Raw genomic sequence first — 22,885 nt, 5'->3', positions numbered from 1 at the left:
GTTAGGTCGGGCCGAGGACGGGGCTGGCCATCAATGATGCATCGAAAGCGGAAGGCGCCGGCTCGTGGGCCGCCACCGGCTGCAGGCGCACGCCATGCCGTTCGCGCAGTGCGGCGGCGCAGGCGCTGAGTTCCTGGTGCGCGCGGGCCGCGTCCCAGCCGAGGGCTTCGGCGGCCACGCCGGCGATCTCGGCCAGCGCGTCGTCGGTGACCAGCCCGCGGATCGCCAGCAGCGTGCGGCGGATCACAAGGTCGTCCAGGTGCACGACGCCGGTCTCCATGCACAGGTACGAGAGTTCGGCCGCCGAGTACTCGGGCGCGTGGCGCAGCGGCGTGTCGCCCGAGGCCGCGAGGCGCTGCGCCAGCGGCAGCGCCTTCGAGCCGTAGCGGCGCAGCAGGCCCAGCGCGCGTGCGCGGCCCAGGCCCGAGCCGGCCGTCATCTTGTCGATGAAGCGCTCGGTGGCGGCCGCGTCGGCCGGCAGCTCGGCGCCGCCGCCGATGGGCAGCGACTCGGTCGAGGCGGTGCGCGAGCGGCCCAGGTGGCGCAGCACGTGGTCGGTGGCTTCTTCGGCCAGGGCGCGGAAGGTGGTCCACTTGCCGCCCACGAGGCCGACGATGGGCACGTCGCGCGTGGCGCTCGGCGGGTCGACCACCACCGAGTGGTCGCGCGAGATCTGGCCCGGCTTGTCGGCATCGGAGCGCGCGAGCGGGCGCACGCCGACGTAGGTGTAGATCACATGCTGGCGGTCGAAGGCCATGTTGGGGAACACCTCGCGCAGCACGTCGATCAGGTAGTCGATCTCGGCCGGCTCGGTGACGATCTGGTCGGGGTCTTCCACCGGGATGTCGGTGGAGCCCACCAGCACGCGGTCGAGAAACGGATAGACGATGCACACGCGCCCGTCCACCGCCTCGAAGTAGGCCATGCGGCCTTCGAGCGCGTCGCGCAGCGCCGGGTGGTCGAGCACGAGGTGCGAGCCCTTGGTGCCCATCACGCGCGGGCCGGCACCGCCGAGCACGGCCGCGCTGCGGTCGAGCCAGGCGCCGGTGGCGTTCACCACGGTGTCGGCCGTGACGCGCACCAGCGCGCCGGTGATCTCGTCGCGCAGCGTGAGGATGTTGCCCGCGCAGCCCGTCACGCGGCAGTAGTTGGCGGCGGCCGAGCGCGGCTGGTCGCGGCAGGCGTCGCCGATGAGCTCGAGGATCAGCCACTCGGGATGGCTGATCCAGGCGTCGAAGAAGGTGGCGGTCCAGCGGATGGCGGCGCGGAACAGGCGGCGGTCGTTGGTGGGCACGCGGCTGATGCGGTGGCCCGGCATCACGCGCTGGCGGCGGCCCAGCAGGTCGTACAGGCGCAGGCCCGCGGCCACGGCCAGCAGGCCGCGCGTGCGCTGCGGCGGCGTGCGTCCGAAGAACTTGAGCGCGCTGCTCATCAGGCCGCCGAAGAAGCTCGACAGCGGCACCACCGTCTTCAGCGGCTGCACCAGGTGCGGCGCGTTGCGCAGCAGCAGGTTGCGCTCGCGCGTGGCCTCGGCCACCAGCGAGAAGCTGCCGTTTTCCAGGTAGCGCAGGCCGCCGTGGATCATGCGCGAGGGCGCGCTGCTGGCACCGGCGCCGAAGTCGCCCTTGTCGACGATGAGGCAATCGACGCGCTGCAGCGACAGGTCGCGGAACACGCCCACGCCGTTGATGCCGGCGCCGACGATCACTGTGGAAAAGTGGCGGCCCTCCAGCGAAGCCGGACGGACAAAAGGCAGTTGCCACGCGCTCATGACGCACCGCCCGAAAGATGGTTGAAGACAGGAGACATGCGATCGATCAGTTCGTTGAATTCGGCGTTGAAATCGGCATGGGCCCGCGCGTCGCGCGCGTCGGGTTCGATGAGTTCGCAGGGCGCGCGCAGCGGGCTGGCAGGCCCCGCGTCGTCGAGGTCCTGCGACATCGCGGCATAGAGGGCGGCGCCGCGCGCGCCGGTTTCGTCATCGGCGCAGCGCTCGACCGGGTGGCCCAGCAGCGCCGCGAGCAGGCGCACGAGGCGCGCATCGCTGGCGCCGCCGCCCAGCACGCTGGAGGCCGACACCGGCAGACCCTGCGACGCCAGGCGCGCGGTGTGGCGCGCATGCAGCGCGGCCACGGCATCGACCACGGCGCGCGCCATGTCGGCCGGCGTGTGGTGGCTCTTGAGCCCGACGAAGCCGGCCGTGATGCCGCCCCCGCCGTTGATGAAGGGCAGAAAGCGCAGCCCGTTCGCGCCCAGCGGCACGCCCATGGCCAGGTCGACCACGGCGCGCGCATCGGGCAGCCCGAGCGCGCCGGCCAGCCACGCGATGTTGGCCATCGACGAGGGGCTGTTCTCCATGTACAGGCGCTCGCGCGTGCGGCCGAAGTTGACGAGCGCAGCGACCTCGGGCTGCGGCGCGATCACCGGGCCGATGACGGCGTTGACGCACCACGTGCCCAGCACCGACACGGCGCGGCCGCGGTCTTCGGCGCCGATGGCGGTCATCGAAGCGAGCAGGTCGATCGCGCCCATCGCCACCGGAATGCCGGCGGGCAGGCCGCACAGCGCCGCCTCGGCCGCGCGCAGCCGGCCCATGGTCTGGCCGCTGGGCACCAGCGGACCGAAGGCGCGCGGCCCGAGGCCGTCGATGCCCGCGAGCTCGAAGGCGAGGCTCGACCAGTCGCCGGTGGCCAGAGAGAGCAGGCCGGCGGTGCTGGCATCGCTCGCGTCGGTGGCGATCTCGCCGGTCAGCAAAAAGCCGAGGTAGTCCTTGGCGAACAGCAGGCGATGCAACTCGCCGCGCTGCACGGCGTCGGCGCCGAGCAGCTCGGCCGCGATCACCGTGGGCTGGCCGGGCCAGGGGCGGCAGCCCACGTCGGCGAACAGCCGGTCGCCGTGGCGTGCCGAGAGTGCGAGCGCGCGCGCATCGGCGCGCTGGTCGGTGGAGGCGACGGCGCGGCCGCCGACGAGTTCGTGTTGTGCATCGAGGGCGTACAGGCCCGCGCCGTGGCCGGTGCAGCCGATGGCGCACACGTCCGCCGCACGCGGGCCGAGCTGGCGGGCCACGTCGCCGAGCACGTGGGTCAGCCCCGCGCGGATCGCCGCCGCGCCCACCTCGCATCCGCCGCCGGGCAGCCGCGCATGCCGCAGGGGCAGGCGCGACACGGCCAGGCTGCGCCCGCTCCCCGCGTCCAGGGCCAGCGCCTTCAGGCTGCTCGACCCCATGTCGATGCCGATCAGTATTTTGGTCTTCATGTCATAACAGCTTCGGCGGAAAAAAAGACTGTCACCAGTAGCGTTTCCCCTAGTTATCGGGTGAAACGGCCCGCCATTACATTCTAGCCTGTCATAACAACTGTCGTGACACCACGGTCCACAGGTCCGCCACCCAACGGTGGGCCGAAAGCTCTGCCAGTCAACGTGAGGAGACAAAGAATGAGGCGTAATTTCCTGAAGTCCGCAGCCGCCGCCGGTATCGGCCTGGCCGGTGCGAGCGCGTTCGCGCAACAGCAAGCCGCAGCCCCCGCGGCGGGTGCCGGCCTGCGCGGCAATGCCAGCGACGTCTACGTGATGAACGTGATGGTCTCGGGCGTCGAGTACTGGTTCCCGGTCTACGAAATGATGAAGCAGCTCGGCCGCACGCTGGGCGTTCGCACCCGCTACACCGGCACGCCGGAGTACGACGTGAACAAGCAGCTCGCATCGTTCGAACAGGAACTGGCGCGCAAGCCCGCCGGCATCCTGCTGCACCCGATGAACCCCGACCCGTTCATCGAACCCATCAACCGCGCCGCCGCGATGGGCATCCCGGTCGTGACCTTCGCGGCCGACTCGCCCAACTCCAAGCGCACCTCGTTCATCACCTCCGACAACGACCGCGAAGGCAACCAGGCCGCCGACGCCATCGCCGCATCGCTGAACGGCAAGGGCGAGTACGCCGTGCTCGAGAACCCGGGCCAGGACAACCACGACCGCCGCATCGCCGCCTTCGTCAACCGCATGAAGGCCAAGCACCCGGGCATGAAGCTGGTCGGCCGCGCCGCCAGCAACCAGGACCCGAACAAGGCCTACCAGGCCGTGCTGAGCCTGGCGCAGGCCAACCCGAACCTGGGTGCCCTCTTCATGCCCGAGGCCAACTCGGCGCTCGGCGCGGCGCAGGCCAAGGTCGAGACCAAGAAGAACATCAAGGTGATGTGCTGCGACGTCAACGCCAAGATCCTGGACATGATCAAGTCGGGCGACGTGTTCGGTGCCATCAACCCGAACCAGGGCATGCAGGGCTACATGGGCATGATGATGCTGTTCCTGGCCAAGAACCCGGGCCTCATCGACCCGATGAACGACGCCAAGCGCAACGGCACCAACCCGATGGCCGTGCCCTTCCTGGACAACGGCCTGGCCGTGGTCAGCAAGGCCAACGCCGACGACTTCTACTGGGACAAGTACCTCGCCCGCCGTGGCACCAAGGGAATCGGCGAGTGAGCACCCCTGCCGCATTGCTTGAACTGCGCGGCATCGCGAAGCGCTTCGGCGCTTCGCGCGCGCTCTCGGGCGTGGACTTCTCGCTGCAGGCCGGCGAGATCCACGCCCTGTGCGGCGAGAACGGCGCGGGGAAGTCGACGCTGATGAACATCATCGACGGCATCCACCAGCCCGACGAAGGCGAGATCGTGCTGTGCGGCCAGAAGGTCGTCATCGACGGTCCCGCCCACGCCATGCGCCTGGGCATCGGCCTGGTGCACCAGGAAATCGCCCTGTGCGCCGATGCCACCGTGGCCGAGAACATCTTCATGCCGGAAATCAACGCCGGCAAACAGGCGTGGATGAACTTCTCCGCGCTGAACACGCGCGCCGCGACAGTGCTGGCGCGCCTGGGCCAGGACATCGACCCGGCCGCGCTGGTGCGCGACCTGAGCATTTCGAGCCAGCAGCTGGTGGAGATCGCCAAGGCGCTCACGCTGGACTGCAAGGTGCTCATCCTCGACGAGCCCACCGCCGCCCTCACCGACAACGAATCGGCCGCGCTCTTCCGGGTGCTGCACGACCTCAAGGCGCAGGGCATCGGCATCATCTACATCAGCCATCGCATGGCCGAGATCTTCACGCACTGCGACCGCGCCACCGTGCTGCGCGACGGGCGCAACGTGCACAGCGGCCCGCTCGAAGGCATGACGCCCGACGAGCTGGTGCGCCGCATGGTCGGGCGCGACCTGGGCAACTACTACCCGCCCAAGCAAGCCGGCGCTGCCGCCGATGCGAACGCCGGCCCCGTGCTCGAAGTCGACGGCATCGCCGACGACGAGCGCGTGCACGGCATCTCCTTCACGCTGAAGCGTGGCGAGATCCTCGGCATTGCCGGCCTGATGGGCGCCGGGCGCAGCGAGCTGGCCGAGACCGTGTGCGGCCTGCGCCCCGCGCGGCGCGGCGCCGTGCGCCTGAACGGCAAGACGCTGGCCATCCGCAAGTACAGCGACGCGCTGCGCGAAGGCATCGCCTACCTGAGCGAAGACCGCAAGGCGGCCGGCGTGTTCCTCGACCTGCCGATCGCGCAGAACATCTCGTCGATGGCGCTGCGCCGCGTGAGTTCGGCCCTGGGCCTGCTGCAGCGCGCCACCGAGCACCGGCTCGCGGTGCAGCTGGGCGCCAAGCTCAACCTGAAGTCGGACGGCGTGGCGATCGAGGTGTCGAGCCTGTCGGGCGGCAACCAGCAGAAGGTGGCGATCGCCAAGCTGCTGGCCACGCAGCCCGCGGTGCTGCTGATGGACGAGCCCACGCGCGGCGTGGACGTGGGCGCGAAATCCGAGATCCACCACATCCTGCGCGACCTAGCCGACCAGGGCGTGGGCGTGGTGGTGATCTCTTCCGAACTGCCCGAGATCATCGGCCTGTGCGACCGCGCACTGGTGATCCGCGAAGGGCGATTGGCGGGCGAACTGGCCCATGACGAGATGACGGAGGAAGCCCTGCTGCGGCTGGCCTCCGGACTTTGCGAACCCGAAGAGGCAATGGCATGAACTTTCCGACCAGAATCGATGCAGGCGCTGCGGCCACGGCCACAGCCGGCTCCCTGCAACCCCGCCGAACAGGAGACCCCGTGAAGCAGGCCAACAAGCTCACGAGCATGCGCGAAGCCGGGCTGGTGCTGATCATCGTGGCGCTGTGCGTTGCGATGAGCTTCGCATCGCCCTACTTCCTCACCTGGGACAACGTGCGCGCGATGCTGCTGTCCTTCTCCATCGAGGGCATCGTGGTGGTGGGCATGACCATCCTGCTCATCGTCGGCGGCATCGACCTGTCGGTGGGCTCGGTGGTGTGCTTCGCGATGGTGGTGACCGGCAAGCTCTTTCTCATGGGCATGGACCCGTGGCTCGCAAGCCTGGTGGCCATTGGCGCGAGCGGCCTCATCGGCGCCATGATCGGCGGCTGCGTCACGCGCATCGGGCTGAACCACTTCATCGCCTCGCTGGCCTTCATGGTGATCGTGCGTGGGCTGTGCCTGGCGCTCACGCAGGGCACGCCGCAGTCGCTGTTCTCGCTGCCGGCCGAGTTCAAGTTCATCGGCCAGGGCACGCTGTTCGGCGTGCCGGCCGTGATCCTGATCTTCCTGGCCATCGTGATCGTGAGCGACTTCGTGCTGCGCCGCTCCACCCTGCTGCGCCGCGTGTTCTACACCGGCAGCAACGAGAAGGCCGCGCTGTACGCCGGCATCCGCGTGGGCCGTGTGAAGTTCTGGGTCACGGTGCTGTGCTCCGCCTCGGCGGGCCTGGCCGGCGTGATCTACACGGCGCGCTTCGGCGCCGCCACGCCGACCTTCGGCATGGGCATGGAACTCAACGTGATTGCCGCGGCCGTGATCGGTGGCGCCAGCCTCAAGGGCGGCTCGGGCACCGTGCTCGGCGCCGTGCTCGGCCTGGCGCTGCTGTCGGTGGTGACCAGCTCGCTGATCCTGCTCGACGTGTCGCCTTACTGGCAGGACGTGATCAAGGGCCTGATCCTGCTCGCGGCCGTGACCATCGACCACATCCTGAACACGAGAAAGACCAAGCGATGAGCAGCGCAACCCCAATGAAGAAGACCACCCTCGGCCCCTCGGGCATCGAATGCTCGGCCATCGGCCTGGGCACCTGGGCCATGGGCGGATGGATGTGGGGCGGCGGCGACAACGCGGCCGCCGTGATTGCCATCCAGGCCTCGCTCGATGCGGGCGTGACCCTGATCGACACCGCACCGGCCTACGGCCTGGGCCGCTCCGAGAGCATCGTCGGCACCGCGCTCAAGGGCCGCCGCCACGAGGCCGTGATCGCCACCAAGTGCGGCCTGGTGTGGCACACGCAGCAGGGCACGCACTTCTTCGAGGAAGACGGCCACCCGGTGTACCGCTACCTCGGGCGCGACTCGATCTTCCACGAATGCGAAGAGAGCCTGAAGCGCCTGCAGACCGACTACATCGACCTGTACATCACGCACTGGCAGGACCACACGACGCCCGTGGCCGAGACCATGGACGCGCTGCTGGCGCTCAAGAAGCAGGGAAAGATCCGCGCCATCGGCGTGAGCAACGCGACGCCCGAGATTCTTTCGGAGTACCTGAAACACGGCCCGGTCGATGCAGCGCAGGAGCTCTACAGCCTGATCGACCGCGGCATCGAGACCACGCTGGCGCCGCTGTGCGCCGAGCACAACGTGGCGGTGCTGGGTTACTCGTCGCTGGCGCTGGGCCTGCTGGCCGGGCCCATCGACCCCGCGCGCGAGTTCAAGGGCGACGACCAGCGCGCCACGAACCCACGTTTCAGCGAAGCCAACCGCGCCAAGCTCAAGGCCTTCTTCGACACGCTGGAGCCGCTGCGCACGCACCTGGGCTGCTCCTTCGGCCAGATGATGATTGCGTGGACCGTGGCCCGCGGCACCGTCTCGGTGGCGCTGTGCGGTGCGCGCGTGCGCCAGCAGGCCATCGAGAACGCCGGCGCCGGTGCGGTCGTGCTCGACAGCGAAGCCCTGCAGCTCATCGACGCCGCAGCCAAGCGCCACCTGGACGCGCTCGCCTGAGCGCGCGCCCTTTCTTTTTTCCTCAACACGGAGTTCTTCCTTCATGTCGAAAGACAAGACCGCGCGGCTCAACCGCCTGCTGCACAACGGCCGCTGCCTGGACATCGCCCTGGACCACGGCGTGTGCAACGAACCCACCTTCCTGGACGGCCTGGAGGACATGCCCGGCGTGATCGACAAGCTCGTGGCTGCGAAGCCCGACGCGATCCAGCTGAACTACGGGCAGTCCGACCTGCTGCAGGACCGGCCCGGGCGCGACCGCCCCGCGCTGGTGATGCGCCTGGACATGGGCAACCCCTACAACGCCGTGCACCACCGCGTGATGTGGGCCGTGCTGCAGAACCAGGACGACCCGGTGCTGCCCGCCGTGCAGCGGGACGCGGCCTGCGTGGTCGTCAACCTGTTCATGCTGCCCGACGAGCCCGACCTGTTCCGCCAGTGCGTGCAGAACATCGCCCGCGTGCGCGCCGACTGCGACCGCTACGGCATGCCGCTGATGATCGAGCCGCTCGTGATGCAGGCGCCCACCGCCACCAGCCGCTACATGGTGGACGGCGACGCCGAAAAGATCGTCACGCTCACGCGCCTGGCGCGCGAGATGGGCGCCGACATCGTCAAGGCCGACCCCACCACCGACGCCACCGACTTCCACCGCGTGGTGCAGGCCGCGCGCTGCCCCGTGCTCGTGCGCGGCGGCGGGCGCGAAGACCTGCAGCAGGTGTTCGCGCGCTCGCGCGTGCTCCTGGACCAGGGCGCCGTCGGCATGGTGTACGGCCGCAACGTCTACCAGCACGCCAACCCCTCGGCGGTGGTGAGCGCACTGATGGCCATGATCCACGACGGTGCCAGCGCCGAGGCGGCCTGGGCTATCTACGAATCGGGCGGCGTGAAGTAACAGCGCCCAGGCGCCGGTGCCTTCCACGCGGAAGGCGCCGGCGCCAACCAGCGGGAGAGCAAGACAGAAGAAGAAGTGGACGGCGGACAACGCATGCGTTGCCCGCCGGGGGCGCGCCTGCGCGTGCGCTTTCCCTGCAAGCGACCGAGTGACTCGAGAGAACCAAGGACAAGAGGGTTCCCTGCGAACTTCAAACAACCTGGAGGCGACGATGAAGATCCGGTATTTCCTGATGGCGTTCCTGGTGCCGTGCGTCACATTGCTGACGCATGCGGCAATCACCGGGGTCAGTCCGATGACGACCCTCAACAAGATGGCCACGGCGGCTGCCGCTGTCGTGGCCGACCCGCTCCCGCTGCAGGGGCCGGGCCTGGGCAACCTCACCTACACCTCGGCGGAACTGTTCAAGCCGGTGTCGATGATCACCAGCGCCGCGCACCCTCTCGACCCGGCGCACAGCAGTGCCTACGAGTCGCGTGAGGTGCCCGCCACGTACCCGGGCCGCAAGGACTACGGCATGAACGCCGGCATCATGGTCAACGGCTACTTCCTCACCTCCTTCGCGCCGGACAGCGGCCTCGGCCCGGGCGGCTTCCTGCTGTACGACGTGTCGAACCCGCGCCAGATCAAGCTCGTCAAGAAGATCTACGAGCCCGATGACGCCACCGGCGGCCGCACCAAGGAATTCCGCGAGACGCACTCCTTCGGCACCGCGAAGATCGGCGGCAAGACCTACGTGGTGCTGCCCAGCATCAACGGCGTGGAGTTCTGGGACTTCACCGACATCAACGACATCAAGCAGGTGAAGAAGCTGGCGCTGCCCGGCGTGAGCGGCGGCGACTACGAGAACGTGGCCTGGCAGCTGTGGTGGCAGGCCCCCTACCTGTACGTGGCCTCGGCCGGCCGCGGTATCTTCATCGTCGACGCGACGGACCCCGCGAACGCGGTCGTCGCCAACCGCGGCGCCGGCAAGCCCAACCCGGTGCCCACGGGCGAGCTGGGCGGTTTCCGCATCGGCCCGATCTTCACCATGGGCAACCACATGGTGCTGACCGCGATGGAAAGCAACGGCGGTTTCGCGAGCCTGGACATCTCCGACCCGCTCAACCCCAAGGTGCTCGATTCGATCGCCGGCGCCACGCCGTTCTACTACGCGACCTGCTTCGACGGCCGCAACGTGCACGCGTCGGCGCGCGGCAGCGGCGCCAAGATGTACAGCTACGACCTGAGCGACCGCTCGCGCTTCGTGGCCGAGGACAACCGGCTCGTCATTGACGAGCAGCTGTACTGCGCCACGCAGGACAACTACGTCATCCAGGGCGCGCAGACGCGCATCCACAAGGTGGACGTGAGCAACCCGCTGAACCACGTGGAGGTGGGCCGCGGCAGCATCCTGCGCGAGGATGACCCGAACTTCTCGCATTCGGACAACGGCCAGGTCGCGATGTTCGGCAACCTCGTCTTCGTGGGCAACGACCACGGCTCGGGCAGCGGCTTCGTCGTGCACTCGGTCGATCCCGACACCACCAAGCCCGAAGTGAAGCAGGTCTCGCCCGTGAACGGTGCGAAGCAGCAGGCCCTCAGCTCGCGCATCGGCCTGGGCATGACCGACAACATCCTGCCCGAGAGCGTGAACAGCAACACCTTCATCGTGCGCCCGGTGGGCGGCAACACGCTGGCGGGCACCTACAGCGTGCAGCTGGGCATCGTCAACTTCCATCCCGCGCAGCCGCTGCTGCCGGGCACCAGCTATGAGGTGTTCCTGCCGGCCAACGGCGTGAAGGACTATGCGGGCAACGCCATCGGCGCCGACTACCGCTCCACCTTCAACACCGGCAACGCCAGCGACATCAACCTGATGCACCACTGGCCGCTGACGGGCAACCTGGGCGACCAGATCGGCGCCAACAACGGCACGCCCGCCACCGGCGATGCGTTCGAGAGCATCGGCCTGAACTTCGCGAACCGCACCGCCGGCGTGCCGCTGAAGAACGACACCGTGGCCAGCGCGCTGGGTGGAACCGCCTCGCTGAGCTTCTACATGAAGACCACGCAGGCCGGCGCTGCCAACTCGTGGACCGCGCCCGGCATCTTCGGTCGCGACCAGTCGGGCGGCACCGACGACGTGTTCTGGGGCTGGCTGGACACCGGCGGGCGCATCAAGCTCTCGGTGGGCAACGACGGCGGCACCACCTCCACCGCGGCCGTGAACGACGGCAACTGGCACCACGTCGTGCTCACGCGCGACGCGGCCTCGGGCGCGCAGGCGGTGTACGTCGACGGCGTGAAGACCACCTCGACCGGCCCGACCGGCACCAAGGGCCTGTCGACCAAGTTCCAGGTCATGGGCCAGATCCAGGGCAACACCGCGCTCTTCAAGGGCACGCTGGCCGAGGTGCGCGTGTACGGCCGCGTGCTCGGCCAGGCCGAGGTGGACACGCTGCGCGGCCAGGCCATCATCGGCGACCCGGGCCTGGGCGGCGGGCCCAAGCTGGTCAACGGCCAGCTGAGCTTCAACCCCGCGACGCTCGGCGCCAGCGGCGTGCAGTTCCGCTGGAACTTCGGCAACGGCACGCAGACGGCATTCTCGAACCAGCCCAACGCCAGCTACACCTACACCACGCCCGGCCACTACACGGTGACCCTGACGGTGAAGGACAGCAGCGGCCGCGAGACCTACTACACCTACAACGTGACCGTGATCGCGCCGGTCACCGCGACCGCGCCCACGCACACGACCAACATCGCGGGCGACGCCAGCCGGGTGTACTCGGTGAACCCCGACAGCGGCACGGTGGCCGCCATCGACGCGCAGACCCTGGCCAAGCTGTGGGAAGTGCGCGTCGGCGACGAGGCCAAGACGCTGGCCGTGGGCCCCGACGGCCGCATCTGGGTCGCGGTGCAGGGCGAGGACAAGCTGGTGGCGCTCAATGCCGCCGACGGCTCGCAGTCGGTGTCGGTGCCGCTGGCCTACGGCAGCGGTCCGTACGGCGTGGCCTTCACGCCCAACGGCGCCAAGGGCCTGCTCACGCTCGAAAGCAAGTCGGTGCTCATGAGCTTCGACCCCAGCAACGGCGCCACCACCGGCGCGCTGGCGCTCGAGGGCGGCGTGCGCGGCATCGCCGTGAGCGCCGACTCGCAGGTGGCCTACGTCACGCGCTTCAAGTCGAAGATGACGGGTGGCCAGCTGCACAAGGTGAACCTGCAATCGCTGACCGCGCTGCAGACCATCGCGCTGCCGGTGGACACCACGACCGTCGACACCGAGAGCCGCGCGCGCGGCGTGGCCAACTACCTGAGCCAGGTGGTGATCTCGCCCGACGGCTCGCGTGCCGTGCTGCCTTCGAAGAAGGACAACATCGTGCGCGGCCGCTTCCGCGACGGCAAGGACCTGCCGCACGACCAGACGGTGCGCTCGATCCTGTCGCAGGTGAACCTGCAAAGCGCCGCCGAGGTGTTCTCCGAGCAGATCGACTTCGACGACCGCGCCCCCGCGCGCGCCGCGCTGTATTCGCCCGCCGGCGACTACCTGTTCGTGGCGCAGATGGAAGGCAACCGCGTCGCCATCGTCGACAGCTACACCCGCGCGATTCGCGGCGAGATCAACGCCAGCAGCGCCCCGCACGGCCTGTACCTCGATGCGGCGCGCAAGCGGTTGTTCGTGAACAACTTCCTGGCGCGCTCGGTGTCGGTGCACGACGTGGCGCAGGTGCTGTCGGCCGAGACCAGCACGGCGATCTTCCTGCAGAACGTGGCCACCGTGGCGCAGGAGCCGATGGCCGCCGCGGCGCTGCGCGGCAAGCAGGTGTTCTACAACGCGGCCGACCGGCGCATGAGCAAGGACAACTACATGTCTTGTGCCAGCTGCCACGCGGACGGCGGCGACGACGGCATGGTGTGGGACTTCACCCAGCGCGGCGAAGGCCTGCGCCGCACCATCAGCCTGCAGGGGCGGCGCGGCACCAGCCACGGCAAGCTGCACTGGACGGCCAACTTCGACGAGGTGCAGGACTTCGAGAACGACATCCGCAACGAGTTCGGCGGCACCGGCTTCCTGAGCAACGCCGACTGGGCCGCCACGCAGGCCCCGCTGGGTGCGCCCAAGGCCGGCAAGAACGCGCAGCTGGACGACCTGGCCGTGTACCTGGGCTCGCTCAACAAGTACATGCGCAGCCCGGCGCGCGCCGCGGACGGCAGCCTGAGCGTGGACGCGGTGCGCGGACAGACCGTGTTCAACACGGCCCAGTGCGCCACCTGCCACACGGGTGCCACCTTCCGCGACGGCCTGCGACACGACGTGGGCACCATCCAGGCCTCGTCGGGCAAGGGCAGCAACCAGCCGCTGGCGGGCGTGGGCTTCGACACGCCGACCCTGTCGGGCACCTGGAACACCACCGCGTTCTTCCACAACGGCCAGGCGGCCACGCTGCAGGACCTGCTCGCGGGCGGCCACGGCAACGCCTCCAGCCTGCCGGCGAACGACGTGGTGGCGCTGCGCGAGTACGTGCGCTCGCAGGACACCGCCCCGGCGGTGGTCACGCGGCTGCGCTCCGACCTCAACCCGACGATGTGCGTGAACATCAAGGGCGCCTCGACCACCAGCGGCGCGACGGCGGTGCAATGGCCGTGCGGCAACGCAGGCAACGAGAAGTTCACGATGACGCCCGTCACCGGCGGCTACGTGCAGTTCATCGCCGAGCACAGCGGCCTGTGCCTGGCGCAGAACGGCACGGCGACCACGAACGCGGCCGTCGTGCAGGTGGCCTGCTCGTCGGGCAACACGGCGCAGTGGAGCCTGGTGGGCGGCACGGTGCGCAACCGCGCCTCGGGCTCGTGCCTGGACGTGCCGAACGGCTCGACCACGCAGGACACGGCGCTGATCACCTGGACCTGCAACGGCGGCAACAACCAGAACTGGACACAGCTGCCGTAAGCCCTTCGCTTTGCGCCTGAGCCCAGGCCGGCCGTTTCGACGGCCGGCCTTTTTTTCGTCTGGCACATGACCTCCCGCGTCATGGATTCGATGCACCCGTTCTGGAACAGTGGGTCCATCGATTCATCAACCAGGAGAAAAAACCATGACCGGCTTCAACATCCTCCCGCTCGCCGTTGCCCTGCTGATCGGCATTGCCGCACTGGGTTCGTGCATCGGCATCGCGCTGGTGGGCCAGAAGTTTCTCGAAGGCACGACGCGCCAGCCCGAGCTGGTCGACACGCTGCAGACCAAGTTCTTCCTGGTCGCGGGCGTGACCGATGGGGCCTTCATCATCGCGACCGGCATCGGCCTCTGGTTCGCCACCGCAAGTCCTTTTGGCTAACCCCCAGTCTTCGCGCACTTCGTGTCGCTACGCCAACCCCCTTGCAGGGGGCAACACCAGCGGCCCGGCAAAGCCGGTTCCGCGGTGTTCCTGGAAGAGACCGACGCGACGGAAGCGACACGGTTCACTGGCACCATTCGTGCTAGTACCGTTGACACCGAATTGTTTACGGCTAAAGTATTTAACTATCAACAGTTCAGTTGTCTCAACCCTTCCCTAGCCGGAGAACCCGATGCGCCCCACGTTCCTGAAATCGCCCGCGCTGCCGCGCACCCTGATCTCGCTGCTGCTGTGCGGCGCCGCCCTCGGGGCCTCGGTGTCGGCCATCGCCGCGCCGGTCAAGGTGGGTTTGGCCCTTGACATCTCGGGGCCTTTCGCGGCCCTGGGTGCCGAGGCGCGTGACGGCTTCGCGCTGGGCATCAAACAGCTGAACGGCAAGCTCGGCGGGCAGGACGTGGAGTTTGTGCAGGCCGACATGGCCGGCAGCCCCGACCAGGCCAAGCAGCTGGTCGACCGCATGATCCAGCGCGACAAGATCGACATCTTCAGCGGCCCCATCGGCTCCAACGTGGCGCTGGCCGTGGGCCCGACGCTGTTCAACGCCAAGGTGCCCTACCTGTCGGCCAACGCCGGCCCGAGCCAGTTCGCCGGCGCGCAGTGCAGCCCCTACTTCTTCGGCACCGCCTACCAGAACGACCAGTTCCACGAGGCCGCCGGCAAGTTCGCGCAAGACCGCGCGTTCAAGAAGATCGTGCTGATCGCCCCCAACTACCCGGCCGGCAAGGATGCCCTGGGCGGCTTCAAGCGCCAGTTCAAGGGCCAGGTGGCCGACGAGCTGTACACCAAGCTGGGCCAGATCGACTACGCCGCCGAACTCGCGCAGCTGCGCGCGGCCAAGCCTGACTCGATCTACTTCTTCCTGCCCGGCGCGATGGGCATCAACTTCATCAAGCAGTTCGTGGGCGCGGGCCTGTCCAAGGACATCACGCTGGTCACCAGCGGCTTCTCGGCCGACGAGGACGTGATCGGCGCCGTGGGCGAGCCCATGCTCGGCCTGTTCAACACCTCGCACTGGGCGCACGACCTGGACAACGCCGCCAACAAGGCCTTCGTGGCCGCCTTCCGCAAGGAATACAACGGCCGCTACCCGTCGGTGTACGCCGCGCAGGCCTATGACGCGATCCTCGCGATGGACGCCGCCGTGAAGCAATCGGGCGGCAACGCGCAGAACCGCGAGGCCGTGGTCGCTGCCCTGAAGAAGGCCAACTACGCCTCGACGCGCGGCACCTTCAAGTACGCGAACAACCACTTCCCCATCGAGAACTTCTACCTGCGCGTGATCGGCAAGGACGCGCAAGGCAAGGTGACGAACAAGCTGATCAACACGGTTCTCACGAACTACGGCGACAGTTATGCCGCCAAGTGTTCGATGAAGTAAGCCACGCCTCCAGAACAACTCGTGGCGACAGCAAAGCAGGAGCTGGGTGCGTGGGGGGAGACAGAGGTTTCCAAGAAGTGCGCGTGCCCAAGCTGTAAAAGATCCAAGACGCTCAAGCGTCTACCTACGAACTTCAAATGTGCGGACCTCATATGCGATTTCTGCGGCTACCTTGCGCAAGTGAAGTCGATGTCGGTACGCAAACTGGCCCCCATGCCCAAGCAAATTCTCGGCGCGGCATGGGGACCGCAAAGAGAACGGATGGATGCAGGGATTTATTTCCCTCTCTTTCTCGTTCTTAAGGCACAGACGGAATTCGCCATCTATTACCTGCCATCCGACTTTCAAAGTCCTGCTCTTTTCGCCGCACGTACGCCGCTCTCTAGCTCTGCCAAGAGAGCAGGATGGCAGGGCTTTACCTACGTCCTCTCGGCGGTTCCGGACGGCGCCCTTGTTCGACTGGTCTGACTTGATATGAGCACCATCCTCGTCCTCGAGCAATTGCTCAACGGCATCGGCTACGGCCTGATGCTCTTTCTTCTGGCGGCGGGCCTCACGCTGGTGTTCGGCATCATGGACGTGCTGAACCTGGCGCACGGCTCGCTGTTCATGGCCGGCGCCTACGTGGCGGCCGAGGCGCACACGCGCACCGGCTCGTTCGCCGCCGCCATCGTGGTCGCGGTGCTCGTCACCGTGGTGGTGGCACTGCTGATCGAGGTGCTGCTGATGCGTCGCCTCTACAAGCGCGACCACCTGGCGCAGGTGCTCGCCACCTTCGGTGTGATCCTGGTGGCCGACGACATCGTCAAGATGATCTGGGGCCCCTCGCCCGTGATGGCGCCCACGCCGGCCGCGCTCTCGGGCCCGGTCGAGCTGATGGACGGCCTGCCCTATCCCTCGTACCGCCTCGTGATCCTCGCGGGCGGCGTGCTGATGGCGCTGGCGCTGTACGTGCTCGTGAACCACACGCGCATCGGCATGCGGGTGCGCGCAGGCGCGTCCGACCGGCCGATGGCCGAGCTGATGGGCGTGCGCGTGGGCCGCATCTTCAACGGCGTGTTCCTGCTCGGCGCGGCACTGGCCGCACTGGCCGGCGCGCTCATGGGCCCGATCGTCGCGGTGCAGGTGGGCATGGGCGAGGCCATCCTGATCCCGGCGCTGGTGGTGCTGGTGATCGGCGGCATCGGCTCGGTGCGCGGTGCCTTCGTGGCCGCGCTGCTGGTCGGCGTGGTCGACACCATCGGCCGCGCCTTCGTGCCGATGCTGCTGCGCGCCACGCTGCCGCCCGCCACGGCAGCCGACCTGGGACCGCTGTTCGCCGAGGTCGCGATGTACGCGCTCATGGTCGTCGTCCTGATCTTCCGGCCTTCCGGCCTCTTCTCCGCCCGCGCATGAAACCCTCGTCACGCACCTTCGGCCTCGGGCTGCTCCTCGTGGCGCTCGCGGCCTTTCCGCTGGTCGCGCCGCTGTTCGGGCTCGACTTCTACATCGGCTTCGCGCGGCGCGTGCTCATCGTCGCGCTGGCCGCCGCGAGCCTGAACTTCATCCTCGGCTTCGGCGGCATGGTGGCGCTCGGGCACGCGGGCTTCATCGGCATGGGCGCCTACACGGTGGTGGCGCTCAGCGACGCCGGCGTGATGTCGGCCTGGATCCTGTGGCCGCTGGCCGCGCTGGTGGCCGGCCTTGTCGCCGCGCTGATCGGCACGGTGGCGCTGCGCACGCGCGGCGTGTACTTCATCATGACCACGCTGGCCTTCGCGCAGATGCTGTATTTCGTCGTCGTGTCGCTGCGCAAGTACGGCGGCGACGACGGCTACACGCTGATGTCGCGCCCCACGCTGCTGCCGGGCCTGGACCTGGGCAACGAGTCGACCTTCTATTGGGTGGTGCTCGTGGTGGTGGCGCTCGCGCTGTGGTGGCTGCACCGCGCCACGCAGGCGCGCTTCGGCCATGCGCTGATGGGCATCCGCGACAACGAGACGCGCATGCGCGCGCTGGGCTACCCGGTGTTCCGGCTGCAGCTCGTCGCCTTTGCCATCGCCGGCGCGATCGCCGGGCTGGCCGGCGCGCTGCTGGCCGGCGGCAACGGCTTCGTGAGCCCCGCGACCATGCACTGGACGCAGTCGGCCACGCTGGTGGTGATGGTCGTCATCGGCGGCCTCGGCCGCAGCTGGGGCGGGCCGGTGGGCGCCGTGGTCTGGCTGGTGCTCGAGGAAGTTCTCAAGCAGCACACCGAGCATTGGCACATGCCGCTGGGCCTGCTGCTGATCGCCGTCGCCCTCTGGGCCCCGCGCGGCCTGGCCGCACTGTCCACGAAACGCCGCACGGCCGCTGCTGCTGCCGCCGTCACGCCGCAAGGCGCCGCAGGGAGCGCCAAGCCATGAGCCTGTTCAGAATCGAAGGATTGGTCAAGCGTTTCGGCGGCCTGCTGGCGACCGACCATGTGAGCCTCACGGTGGAGCGCGGCGAAGTGCATGCGCTCATCGGTCCCAACGGCGCGGGCAAGACCACGCTGGTGAACCTCATCACCGGCCTGCTGGAGGCCGACGCGGGCCGGCTGATGCTCGACGGGCAGGACATCACAGCCTACAAGGACCACCAGCGCGTGGCCGCCGGCATGTCGCGCTGCTTCCAGGTGACGCGCGTGTTCGCCAAGGAAACGGTGCACGACAACCTGATGCTCGCGGCGCAGGCCCATGCGGGCAGCAGCCTGCGTTTTCTCGCGCCGCGCGCGAACGAACGCGATCTGGTCGAGCGCGCCCACGCACTGGCCGACCGCGTGGGCCTGGGCAGCGAGCGCCACCGCATCGCGGGCACGCTGCCGCACGGCGCACAGCGCGCGCTCGACGTGGCGCTGGCGCTGGCCGCCGAACCCAAGCTGCTGCTGCTCGACGAGCCGATGGCCGGCATGGGCCCCGACGAGTCGGCGCGCATGGTCGATCTGATCGAATCGCTGCGCGAATCGATGGCCATCCTGCTCATCGAGCACGACATGGACGCCGTGTTCCGCCTCGCCAACCGGCTCACGGTGCTGGTGCAGGGCAAGGTGCTGATGAGCGGCACGGCCGACGAAGTGCGGGGCCACCCGGACGTACAGGCCGTGTACCTCGGCACCGAAGCGGAAGGACACGCATGAGCACGACGACCACGACATCCACCCTGCTCGAGGCCACCGCCATCGAAGCCGGCTACGGCGCCAGCCAGGTGCTGTTCGGCATCGACGTGCGCGTCGGCGCGGGCGAAGTGATGGCGCTGCTGGGCCGCAACGGCATGGGCAAGAGCACGCTGCTGAAGGTGCTGACCGGCACGATCGCGCCGATGCGCGGCGGCGTGCAGTTCTGCGGCGCGGCCATCGGCGGCCACCGGCCCGACGCCATCGCACGGCGCGGCATGGCCATCGTGCCCGAGGGGCGCCACGTGTTCCCCAACCTGAGCGTGGACGAGCACCTGCGCGCCTTCGCACGGCCCCGGCCCGGCAGCGCGCCGCGCTGGACCGTGGAGGCGCTGTACAAACTCTTTCCGCGCCTGTCGGAGCGCAAGGCCAACGCGGGCAACCAGCTCTCGGGTGGCGAGCAGCAGATGCTGGCCATTGCGCGCGCGCTGTCGACGCACCCGCGCCTGCTGATCCTGGACGAAGCCACCGAAGGCCTGGCGCCGGTGATCCGCGAGGAGATCTGGCACTGCATCGCCACGCTGAAGTCCGAAGGCGAAGCGATCCTGGTGGTCGACAAGTACGTGCAGCGCCTGCTGCCGCTGGCCGACCGCCACGTGATCCTCGAACGCGGGCGCGTGGTGTGGCAGGGCGACTCGGCCGCGCTCGACGCCGACCGGTCGCTGTGGACGCGCTACCTGGGCGTGTGAGTCTTCGCTCGTTCGTCCGCTAGCGCGGACGGCACGCCAGGAAGTTGGCCCACGTCACGTCGTCGCGGCCGATCCACTGGCTGTCCCATTGCAGGTCAAGGCCCGCCGCCGCCAGCGCGTCGGCGAACGCGTCTTTCGGCCAGTACACGGTCTGGTAGTCGCCGAGGGTCTCGCCTTCGCCGATGCGCATGGCCGCGAGAAAAACCCCACCGGGCGCGAGGGCGTCGAACACCTTGTGCAGCACCGGCGCGATCTGCGCGCGATCGACATGGATCAGCACGCACATCGCAAGGACCGCGTCGTAGGGACCGCCCAGCGCATCCGTGACGACATTGAGCAGTTCGCCCTTCTTGCCGCGCTCGGCCTGCAGGTCGAGAAACGCCTGGACCGCATCGGTGCGCCTCACGACCCCGCCCAGCGATTCGACGAGATCGGCGTCCTGCCCCGACCCGGAGCCGATCTCGAGCACGGTGCCGCCGGCGGGCACGCGCTGCATCATGCGGCGCACCGCCTCCTCGATCTCGGGCGGCCGGTGGCCCGCCACGATCGCGTTGTAGTCGCGCGCGGACGCTTCGTAGGACGCGATGGTGCGGTCCATGTGCTCGTGCACCGGGGCGGGGACGGTCATGGGCGCCTTTGCCGGGTTCAGACCGAGCGCGTGATGCCGCCGTCCACGCGCAGGTTCTGCCCCGTGATGTAGCCCGCGCCCTCGGAGGCCAGGAAGCCGATGGTGGCGGCGATCTCGGCGCTGCGGCCGTAGCGGCCCATCGGGATGCGTTCGCGGAACACTTCTTTTTCGGGCAGGCTGTCGATGAAGCCGGGCAGCACGTTGTTCATGCGCACGTTGTGCTTCGCGTACTGGTCGGCGAAGAGCTTGGTGAAGGCCGCAAGGCCGGCGCGGAACACGCCCGAGGTCGGGAACACCGGGTCGGGCTCGAAGGCGGCGAAGGTCGAGATGTTGATGATCGCGCCGCCGCCCTGCTTCACCATGTGCGGCGCCACGAGGCGCGCGGGGCGCACGGCGCTCAGGAAGTAGACGTCCATGCCGCGGTGCCAGTCGTCGTCGCTGATCTCCAGGATGGGGGCGCGCGGGCCGTGGCCGGCGCTGTTCACGAGCACGTCGATGCGGCCCCATTCGGCCATGACCTTGTCCACGAGGCGCTGGATATCGTCGTTCGACTGGTTGGAGCCGGTGACGCCGAGGCCGCCGAGTTCCTGCGCCAGTGCCTCGCCCTTGCCCGACGAGGACAGGATGGCCACGCGAAAGCCGTCGTCCGCGAGCTTGCGCGCCGCGGCGGCGCCCATGCCGCTGCCGCCGGCGGTGACGATGGCTACTTTTTGGGGGGTGTCTGAAGGCATGCGGGCTCCTTGGGTTCGTTCAATCGAAACCCGCATTGTGGCGAGGGCGCCATGGGTGGGGGCGCGTGCTTTGTGGGGGTTGCGTTCAGGGCGCGTGCACAGGCCACCGGGTACTTCCCTCCGCGAATGTCCCCCGGGCTTCGCCCTCCTCCTTGATTTCGCTGCGGGAAGCACCCAGTGTCCTGCGCCCGCTGAGCGCTGTCGTGGTGCTGGCCGATCAACGACCGCACTGATGACGCTCACGTCGATGCGGTGCCTTGCGCAGCGAAATCAAGGGGGAGGCCGCAGGCCGGAGGACATTCGCGGAGCAAGGTACCGCGTCGGCGGGAGCGTCGCCCTGAACAACAGCTCAGGCCGTCGGCAACGTGGCCTGCATCGACGGCCGGTGGTTGAACGCGGCGAACCACTTCGCGCTGTTCGGCGCCTGGGCGCGCCAGTCCACCGAGGGAAAGCGGAAGTCCATGTAGCCCAGCGCGCAGCCGAAGGCGATGGTGCCGATGTCGACGCGATCGCCGAACGATGGCGCCGCCGCTTCCAGCCATTCGAGGCCAGTGCGCACCTTGTCGAGCTGGCCGTCGGTCCAGTCGCTCCAGCGCAGCGCCTCGGGGCGCAGCATGGTCTCGTAGCGCGCGAGCAGCGCGGCGCCGGTCATGCCGTCAGCCAATGACAGCTCCGTCAGGCGCGCCCAGCGCGCGGGCCCGCTGGCCGGGAACAGGCCGCCGGCATGCATGGTGTCGAGGTACTCGCAGATCACACGGCTGTCGAACAGCGCCTGGCCATCGTCGGTGAGAAAGGTCGGCACCTGGCCCAGCGGGTTGGTCGGCAGGATGCGGGCGTCGCGCTTCACCGGGCCGGCCGCGCTGGGCAGCTTCTCGATGCGGTCGGCCACGCCCAGCTCGTGGGCCACGACCATGCACTTGCGCACGAAAGGAGACGCGGGAGAGAAGAAGATCTTCATGGCCGGAGTGAGCGAGTAGGTGTTGAAAAAGAGGCAGGCCGTTCAGCCCGTGATCGGCGTGCGCGGCGATCCCGGCTTGCGGATGCGCAGCATGCCCTCTTGCGCCGCCGAGGCCACGAGGCGGCCATCGCGCGTGTAGAGGCTGCCGCGGCACAGGCCGCGTGCGCCGCCCGCGCTGGGCGAGTCGACCACGTAGAGCAGCCAGTCGTCGAAACGGAAATCGCGGTGGAACCACATCGCATGGTCCAGGCTCGCGGGGCGCACCTGGCCGCTCATGAAGCTCAGGCCGTGCGGCAGCATCGCGGCGCGCAGCAGGCCGTGGTCGGAGGCGTAGGCCAGCAGCGCGCGGTGCACCGTCGGGTCGTCGGGCAGCGGCGCGATGGCGCGCATCCAGATGGCGCTCTGGTTCTCGGTCGGGCGCACCTCGGGCCGCAGCAGGTCTTCGGGGTCGACGCGCCGGTACTCGATGCCGTGCGGCTGGATGGCCTTGGAGCGCCAGGGTTCGGGCAGGCGGTCGCCGAGCGCGATGCGCTGGTCGAGTTCGCTGGTCAGGCCCTCGGGGCCTTCGACCGCGGGCATGGGGAACTGGTGCTCGACCCCCTCGTCCACGGTCTGGAACGAGGCGGACATTTCAAAAATGATGCGGTCCTGCTGGCGCGCCACGACGTGGCGCGTGGTGAAGCTGCGGCCGTCGCGCACGCGGTCGACGCTGTACTCGATGGGCGCGTGCTCGCCGGGCAGCAGGAAGTAGGCGTGCATCGAATGCACCGGGCGCTCGGCGCCCACCGTGAGGCTGGCGGCCCTGAGCGACTGGCCGAGCACCTGGCCGCCGAAGACGGCGGGCGTGCCGATGTCCTCGCTCTGGGCCAGGAAGCGGTCGCCGCCCAGCGGTTCGAGCTGCATGAGGGCGACGAGGTCGGCAACGAGGCGGGCGGCAAGAGCGGGTTCGGGGGTCATCGGGGGAAGGGATTCAGCGCAGAAAAGCAATCCACGACGATAGCAAAGGCCGG

General features: G+C 68.8%; 19 protein-coding genes. 13 read left to right on the top strand and 6 right to left on the bottom strand.

From position 1 onward, the window contains the following. Position 1 precedes the first annotated feature (1 nt). Together AC07OH_RS22440 and AC07OH_RS22435 are read right to left on the bottom strand one after the other, a co-directional pair. Entirely contained in the window at positions 2-1,771 is a 1,770-nt protein-coding gene (locus tag AC07OH_RS22440; protein WP_495302172.1) for a glycerol-3-phosphate dehydrogenase/oxidase, read from the bottom strand. Next, positions 1,768-3,255, bottom strand: coding sequence for an FGGY family carbohydrate kinase (locus AC07OH_RS22435; RefSeq protein WP_495302171.1), 1,488 nt, complete (start codon positions 3,253-3,255; stop codon positions 1,768-1,770). Before AC07OH_RS22435 ends, AC07OH_RS22440 begins: the two co-directional genes overlap by 4 nt. A 180-nt stretch (positions 3,256-3,435) precedes the next feature. Between AC07OH_RS22435 and AC07OH_RS22430 the strand changes: the two genes are divergently transcribed. From AC07OH_RS22430 to AC07OH_RS22370, 13 genes are all read left to right on the top strand, one after another. Continuing rightward, positions 3,436-4,482 carry a substrate-binding domain-containing protein gene (locus AC07OH_RS22430; RefSeq protein WP_495302170.1) on the top strand — a complete coding sequence of 349 codons (1,047 nt, stop codon included), beginning with the start codon at positions 3,436-3,438 and terminating at the stop codon, positions 4,480-4,482. Next, positions 4,479-6,014 (top strand): sugar ABC transporter ATP-binding protein, encoded by a 1,536-nt coding sequence (locus tag AC07OH_RS22425; RefSeq protein ID WP_495302169.1) that lies wholly within the window; start codon positions 4,479-4,481, stop codon positions 6,012-6,014. The genes AC07OH_RS22430 and AC07OH_RS22425 overlap by 4 nt, the downstream gene beginning before the upstream one ends. Next, a complete protein-coding gene (locus AC07OH_RS22420) occupies positions 6,011-7,051 on the top strand; it encodes an ABC transporter permease (RefSeq protein WP_070063424.1) in 1,041 nt (346 codons plus the stop codon). The genes AC07OH_RS22425 and AC07OH_RS22420 overlap by 4 nt, the downstream gene beginning before the upstream one ends. Before the next feature lie 14 nt (positions 7,052-7,065). Beyond that, a complete protein-coding gene (locus tag AC07OH_RS22415) occupies positions 7,066-8,046 on the top strand; it encodes an aldo/keto reductase (protein WP_307696892.1) in 981 nt (326 codons plus the stop codon). 43 nt (positions 8,047-8,089) lie between these two features. Further along, a complete protein-coding gene (locus tag AC07OH_RS22410) occupies positions 8,090-8,941 on the top strand; it encodes a class I fructose-bisphosphate aldolase (RefSeq protein ID WP_095950695.1) in 852 nt (283 codons plus the stop codon). Positions 8,942-9,152: 211 nt separating this feature from the next. Continuing rightward, positions 9,153-13,874, top strand: a complete 4,722-nt coding sequence (locus AC07OH_RS22405; RefSeq protein WP_495302168.1) for an Ig-like domain-containing protein — start codon at positions 9,153-9,155, stop codon at positions 13,872-13,874. Between the two features lie 145 nt (positions 13,875-14,019). Continuing rightward, the gene (atpE, locus tag AC07OH_RS22400) at positions 14,020-14,259 is read left to right on the top strand and encodes a F0F1 ATP synthase subunit C (protein ID WP_062476044.1); all 240 of its coding nucleotides are present in this window, start codon (positions 14,020-14,022) and stop codon (positions 14,257-14,259) included. A 232-nt stretch (positions 14,260-14,491) separates the two neighbouring features. Beyond that, positions 14,492-15,697 (top strand): ABC transporter substrate-binding protein, encoded by a 1,206-nt coding sequence (locus AC07OH_RS22395; RefSeq protein ID WP_495302167.1) that lies wholly within the window; start codon positions 14,492-14,494, stop codon positions 15,695-15,697. A 21-nt stretch (positions 15,698-15,718) separates the two neighbouring features. Further along, entirely contained in the window at positions 15,719-16,165 is a 447-nt protein-coding gene (locus tag AC07OH_RS22390) for a DpnI domain-containing protein (RefSeq protein ID WP_495302166.1), read from the top strand. 6 nt (positions 16,166-16,171) lie between these two features. Further along, positions 16,172-17,092 (top strand): branched-chain amino acid ABC transporter permease, encoded by a 921-nt coding sequence (locus AC07OH_RS22385; RefSeq protein ID WP_495302165.1) that lies wholly within the window; start codon positions 16,172-16,174, stop codon positions 17,090-17,092. Next, entirely contained in the window at positions 17,089-18,081 is a 993-nt protein-coding gene (locus AC07OH_RS22380) for a branched-chain amino acid ABC transporter permease (RefSeq protein WP_495302164.1), read from the top strand. The genes AC07OH_RS22385 and AC07OH_RS22380 overlap by 4 nt, the downstream gene beginning before the upstream one ends. Then, positions 18,078-18,833 carry an ABC transporter ATP-binding protein gene (locus AC07OH_RS22375; protein WP_495302163.1) on the top strand — a complete coding sequence of 252 codons (756 nt, stop codon included), beginning with the start codon at positions 18,078-18,080 and terminating at the stop codon, positions 18,831-18,833. Before AC07OH_RS22380 ends, AC07OH_RS22375 begins: the two co-directional genes overlap by 4 nt. Continuing rightward, a complete protein-coding gene (locus AC07OH_RS22370; protein WP_062476058.1) occupies positions 18,830-19,558 on the top strand; it encodes an ABC transporter ATP-binding protein in 729 nt (242 codons plus the stop codon). Before AC07OH_RS22375 ends, AC07OH_RS22370 begins: the two co-directional genes overlap by 4 nt. A 19-nt stretch (positions 19,559-19,577) precedes the next feature. Here AC07OH_RS22370 and AC07OH_RS22365 read toward each other — a convergent pair whose 3' ends face one another. The 4 genes from AC07OH_RS22365 to AC07OH_RS22350 form a co-directional block, all read right to left on the bottom strand. Next, positions 19,578-20,186, bottom strand: coding sequence for a class I SAM-dependent methyltransferase (locus AC07OH_RS22365; RefSeq protein WP_495302162.1), 609 nt, complete (start codon positions 20,184-20,186; stop codon positions 19,578-19,580). A gap of 17 nt (positions 20,187-20,203) precedes the next feature. Then, positions 20,204-20,917 carry an SDR family oxidoreductase gene (locus AC07OH_RS22360; protein ID WP_495302161.1) on the bottom strand — a complete coding sequence of 238 codons (714 nt, stop codon included), beginning with the start codon at positions 20,915-20,917 and terminating at the stop codon, positions 20,204-20,206. A gap of 349 nt (positions 20,918-21,266) precedes the next feature. After that, a complete protein-coding gene (locus tag AC07OH_RS22355; protein ID WP_489060129.1) occupies positions 21,267-21,875 on the bottom strand; it encodes a glutathione S-transferase in 609 nt (202 codons plus the stop codon). Between the two features lie 42 nt (positions 21,876-21,917). Further along, positions 21,918-22,832, bottom strand: a complete 915-nt coding sequence (locus AC07OH_RS22350; RefSeq protein WP_495302160.1) for an acyl-CoA thioesterase — start codon at positions 22,830-22,832, stop codon at positions 21,918-21,920. Positions 22,833-22,885 lie beyond the last annotated feature (53 nt).

The sequence above is a fragment of the Variovorax sp. GW821-FHT10C12 genome (assembly GCF_059415405.1).
The sequence above is the reverse complement of the archived record's forward strand: the minus strand, read 5'-3'. Positions and strand labels throughout refer to the sequence as shown.

Coding starts and splice junctions, on each gene's coding strand:
- AC07OH_RS22440 (WP_495302172.1), bottom strand. CDS start 1,771: ATGAGCGCGTGGCAACTGCCTTTTGTCCGTCCGGCTTCGCTGGAGGGC.
- AC07OH_RS22435 (WP_495302171.1), bottom strand. CDS start 3,255: ATGAAGACCAAAATACTGATCGGCATCGACATGGGGTCGAGCAGCCTG.
- AC07OH_RS22430 (WP_495302170.1), top strand. CDS start 3,436: ATGAGGCGTAATTTCCTGAAGTCCGCAGCCGCCGCCGGTATCGGCCTG.
- AC07OH_RS22420 (WP_070063424.1), top strand. CDS start 6,011: ATGAACTTTCCGACCAGAATCGATGCAGGCGCTGCGGCCACGGCCACA.
- AC07OH_RS22415 (WP_307696892.1), top strand. CDS start 7,066: ATGAAGAAGACCACCCTCGGCCCCTCGGGCATCGAATGCTCGGCCATC.
- AC07OH_RS22410 (WP_095950695.1), top strand. CDS start 8,090: ATGTCGAAAGACAAGACCGCGCGGCTCAACCGCCTGCTGCACAACGGC.
- AC07OH_RS22405 (WP_495302168.1), top strand. CDS start 9,153: ATGAAGATCCGGTATTTCCTGATGGCGTTCCTGGTGCCGTGCGTCACA.
- atpE (WP_062476044.1), top strand. CDS start 14,020: ATGACCGGCTTCAACATCCTCCCGCTCGCCGTTGCCCTGCTGATCGGC.
- AC07OH_RS22395 (WP_495302167.1), top strand. CDS start 14,492: ATGCGCCCCACGTTCCTGAAATCGCCCGCGCTGCCGCGCACCCTGATC.
- AC07OH_RS22385 (WP_495302165.1), top strand. CDS start 16,172: ATGAGCACCATCCTCGTCCTCGAGCAATTGCTCAACGGCATCGGCTAC.
- AC07OH_RS22380 (WP_495302164.1), top strand. CDS start 17,089: ATGAAACCCTCGTCACGCACCTTCGGCCTCGGGCTGCTCCTCGTGGCG.
- AC07OH_RS22375 (WP_495302163.1), top strand. CDS start 18,078: ATGAGCCTGTTCAGAATCGAAGGATTGGTCAAGCGTTTCGGCGGCCTG.
- AC07OH_RS22370 (WP_062476058.1), top strand. CDS start 18,830: ATGAGCACGACGACCACGACATCCACCCTGCTCGAGGCCACCGCCATC.
- AC07OH_RS22365 (WP_495302162.1), bottom strand. CDS start 20,186: ATGACCGTCCCCGCCCCGGTGCACGAGCACATGGACCGCACCATCGCG.
- AC07OH_RS22360 (WP_495302161.1), bottom strand. CDS start 20,917: ATGCCTTCAGACACCCCCCAAAAAGTAGCCATCGTCACCGCCGGCGGC.
- AC07OH_RS22355 (WP_489060129.1), bottom strand. CDS start 21,875: ATGAAGATCTTCTTCTCTCCCGCGTCTCCTTTCGTGCGCAAGTGCATG.
- AC07OH_RS22350 (WP_495302160.1), bottom strand. CDS start 22,832: ATGACCCCCGAACCCGCTCTTGCCGCCCGCCTCGTTGCCGACCTCGTC.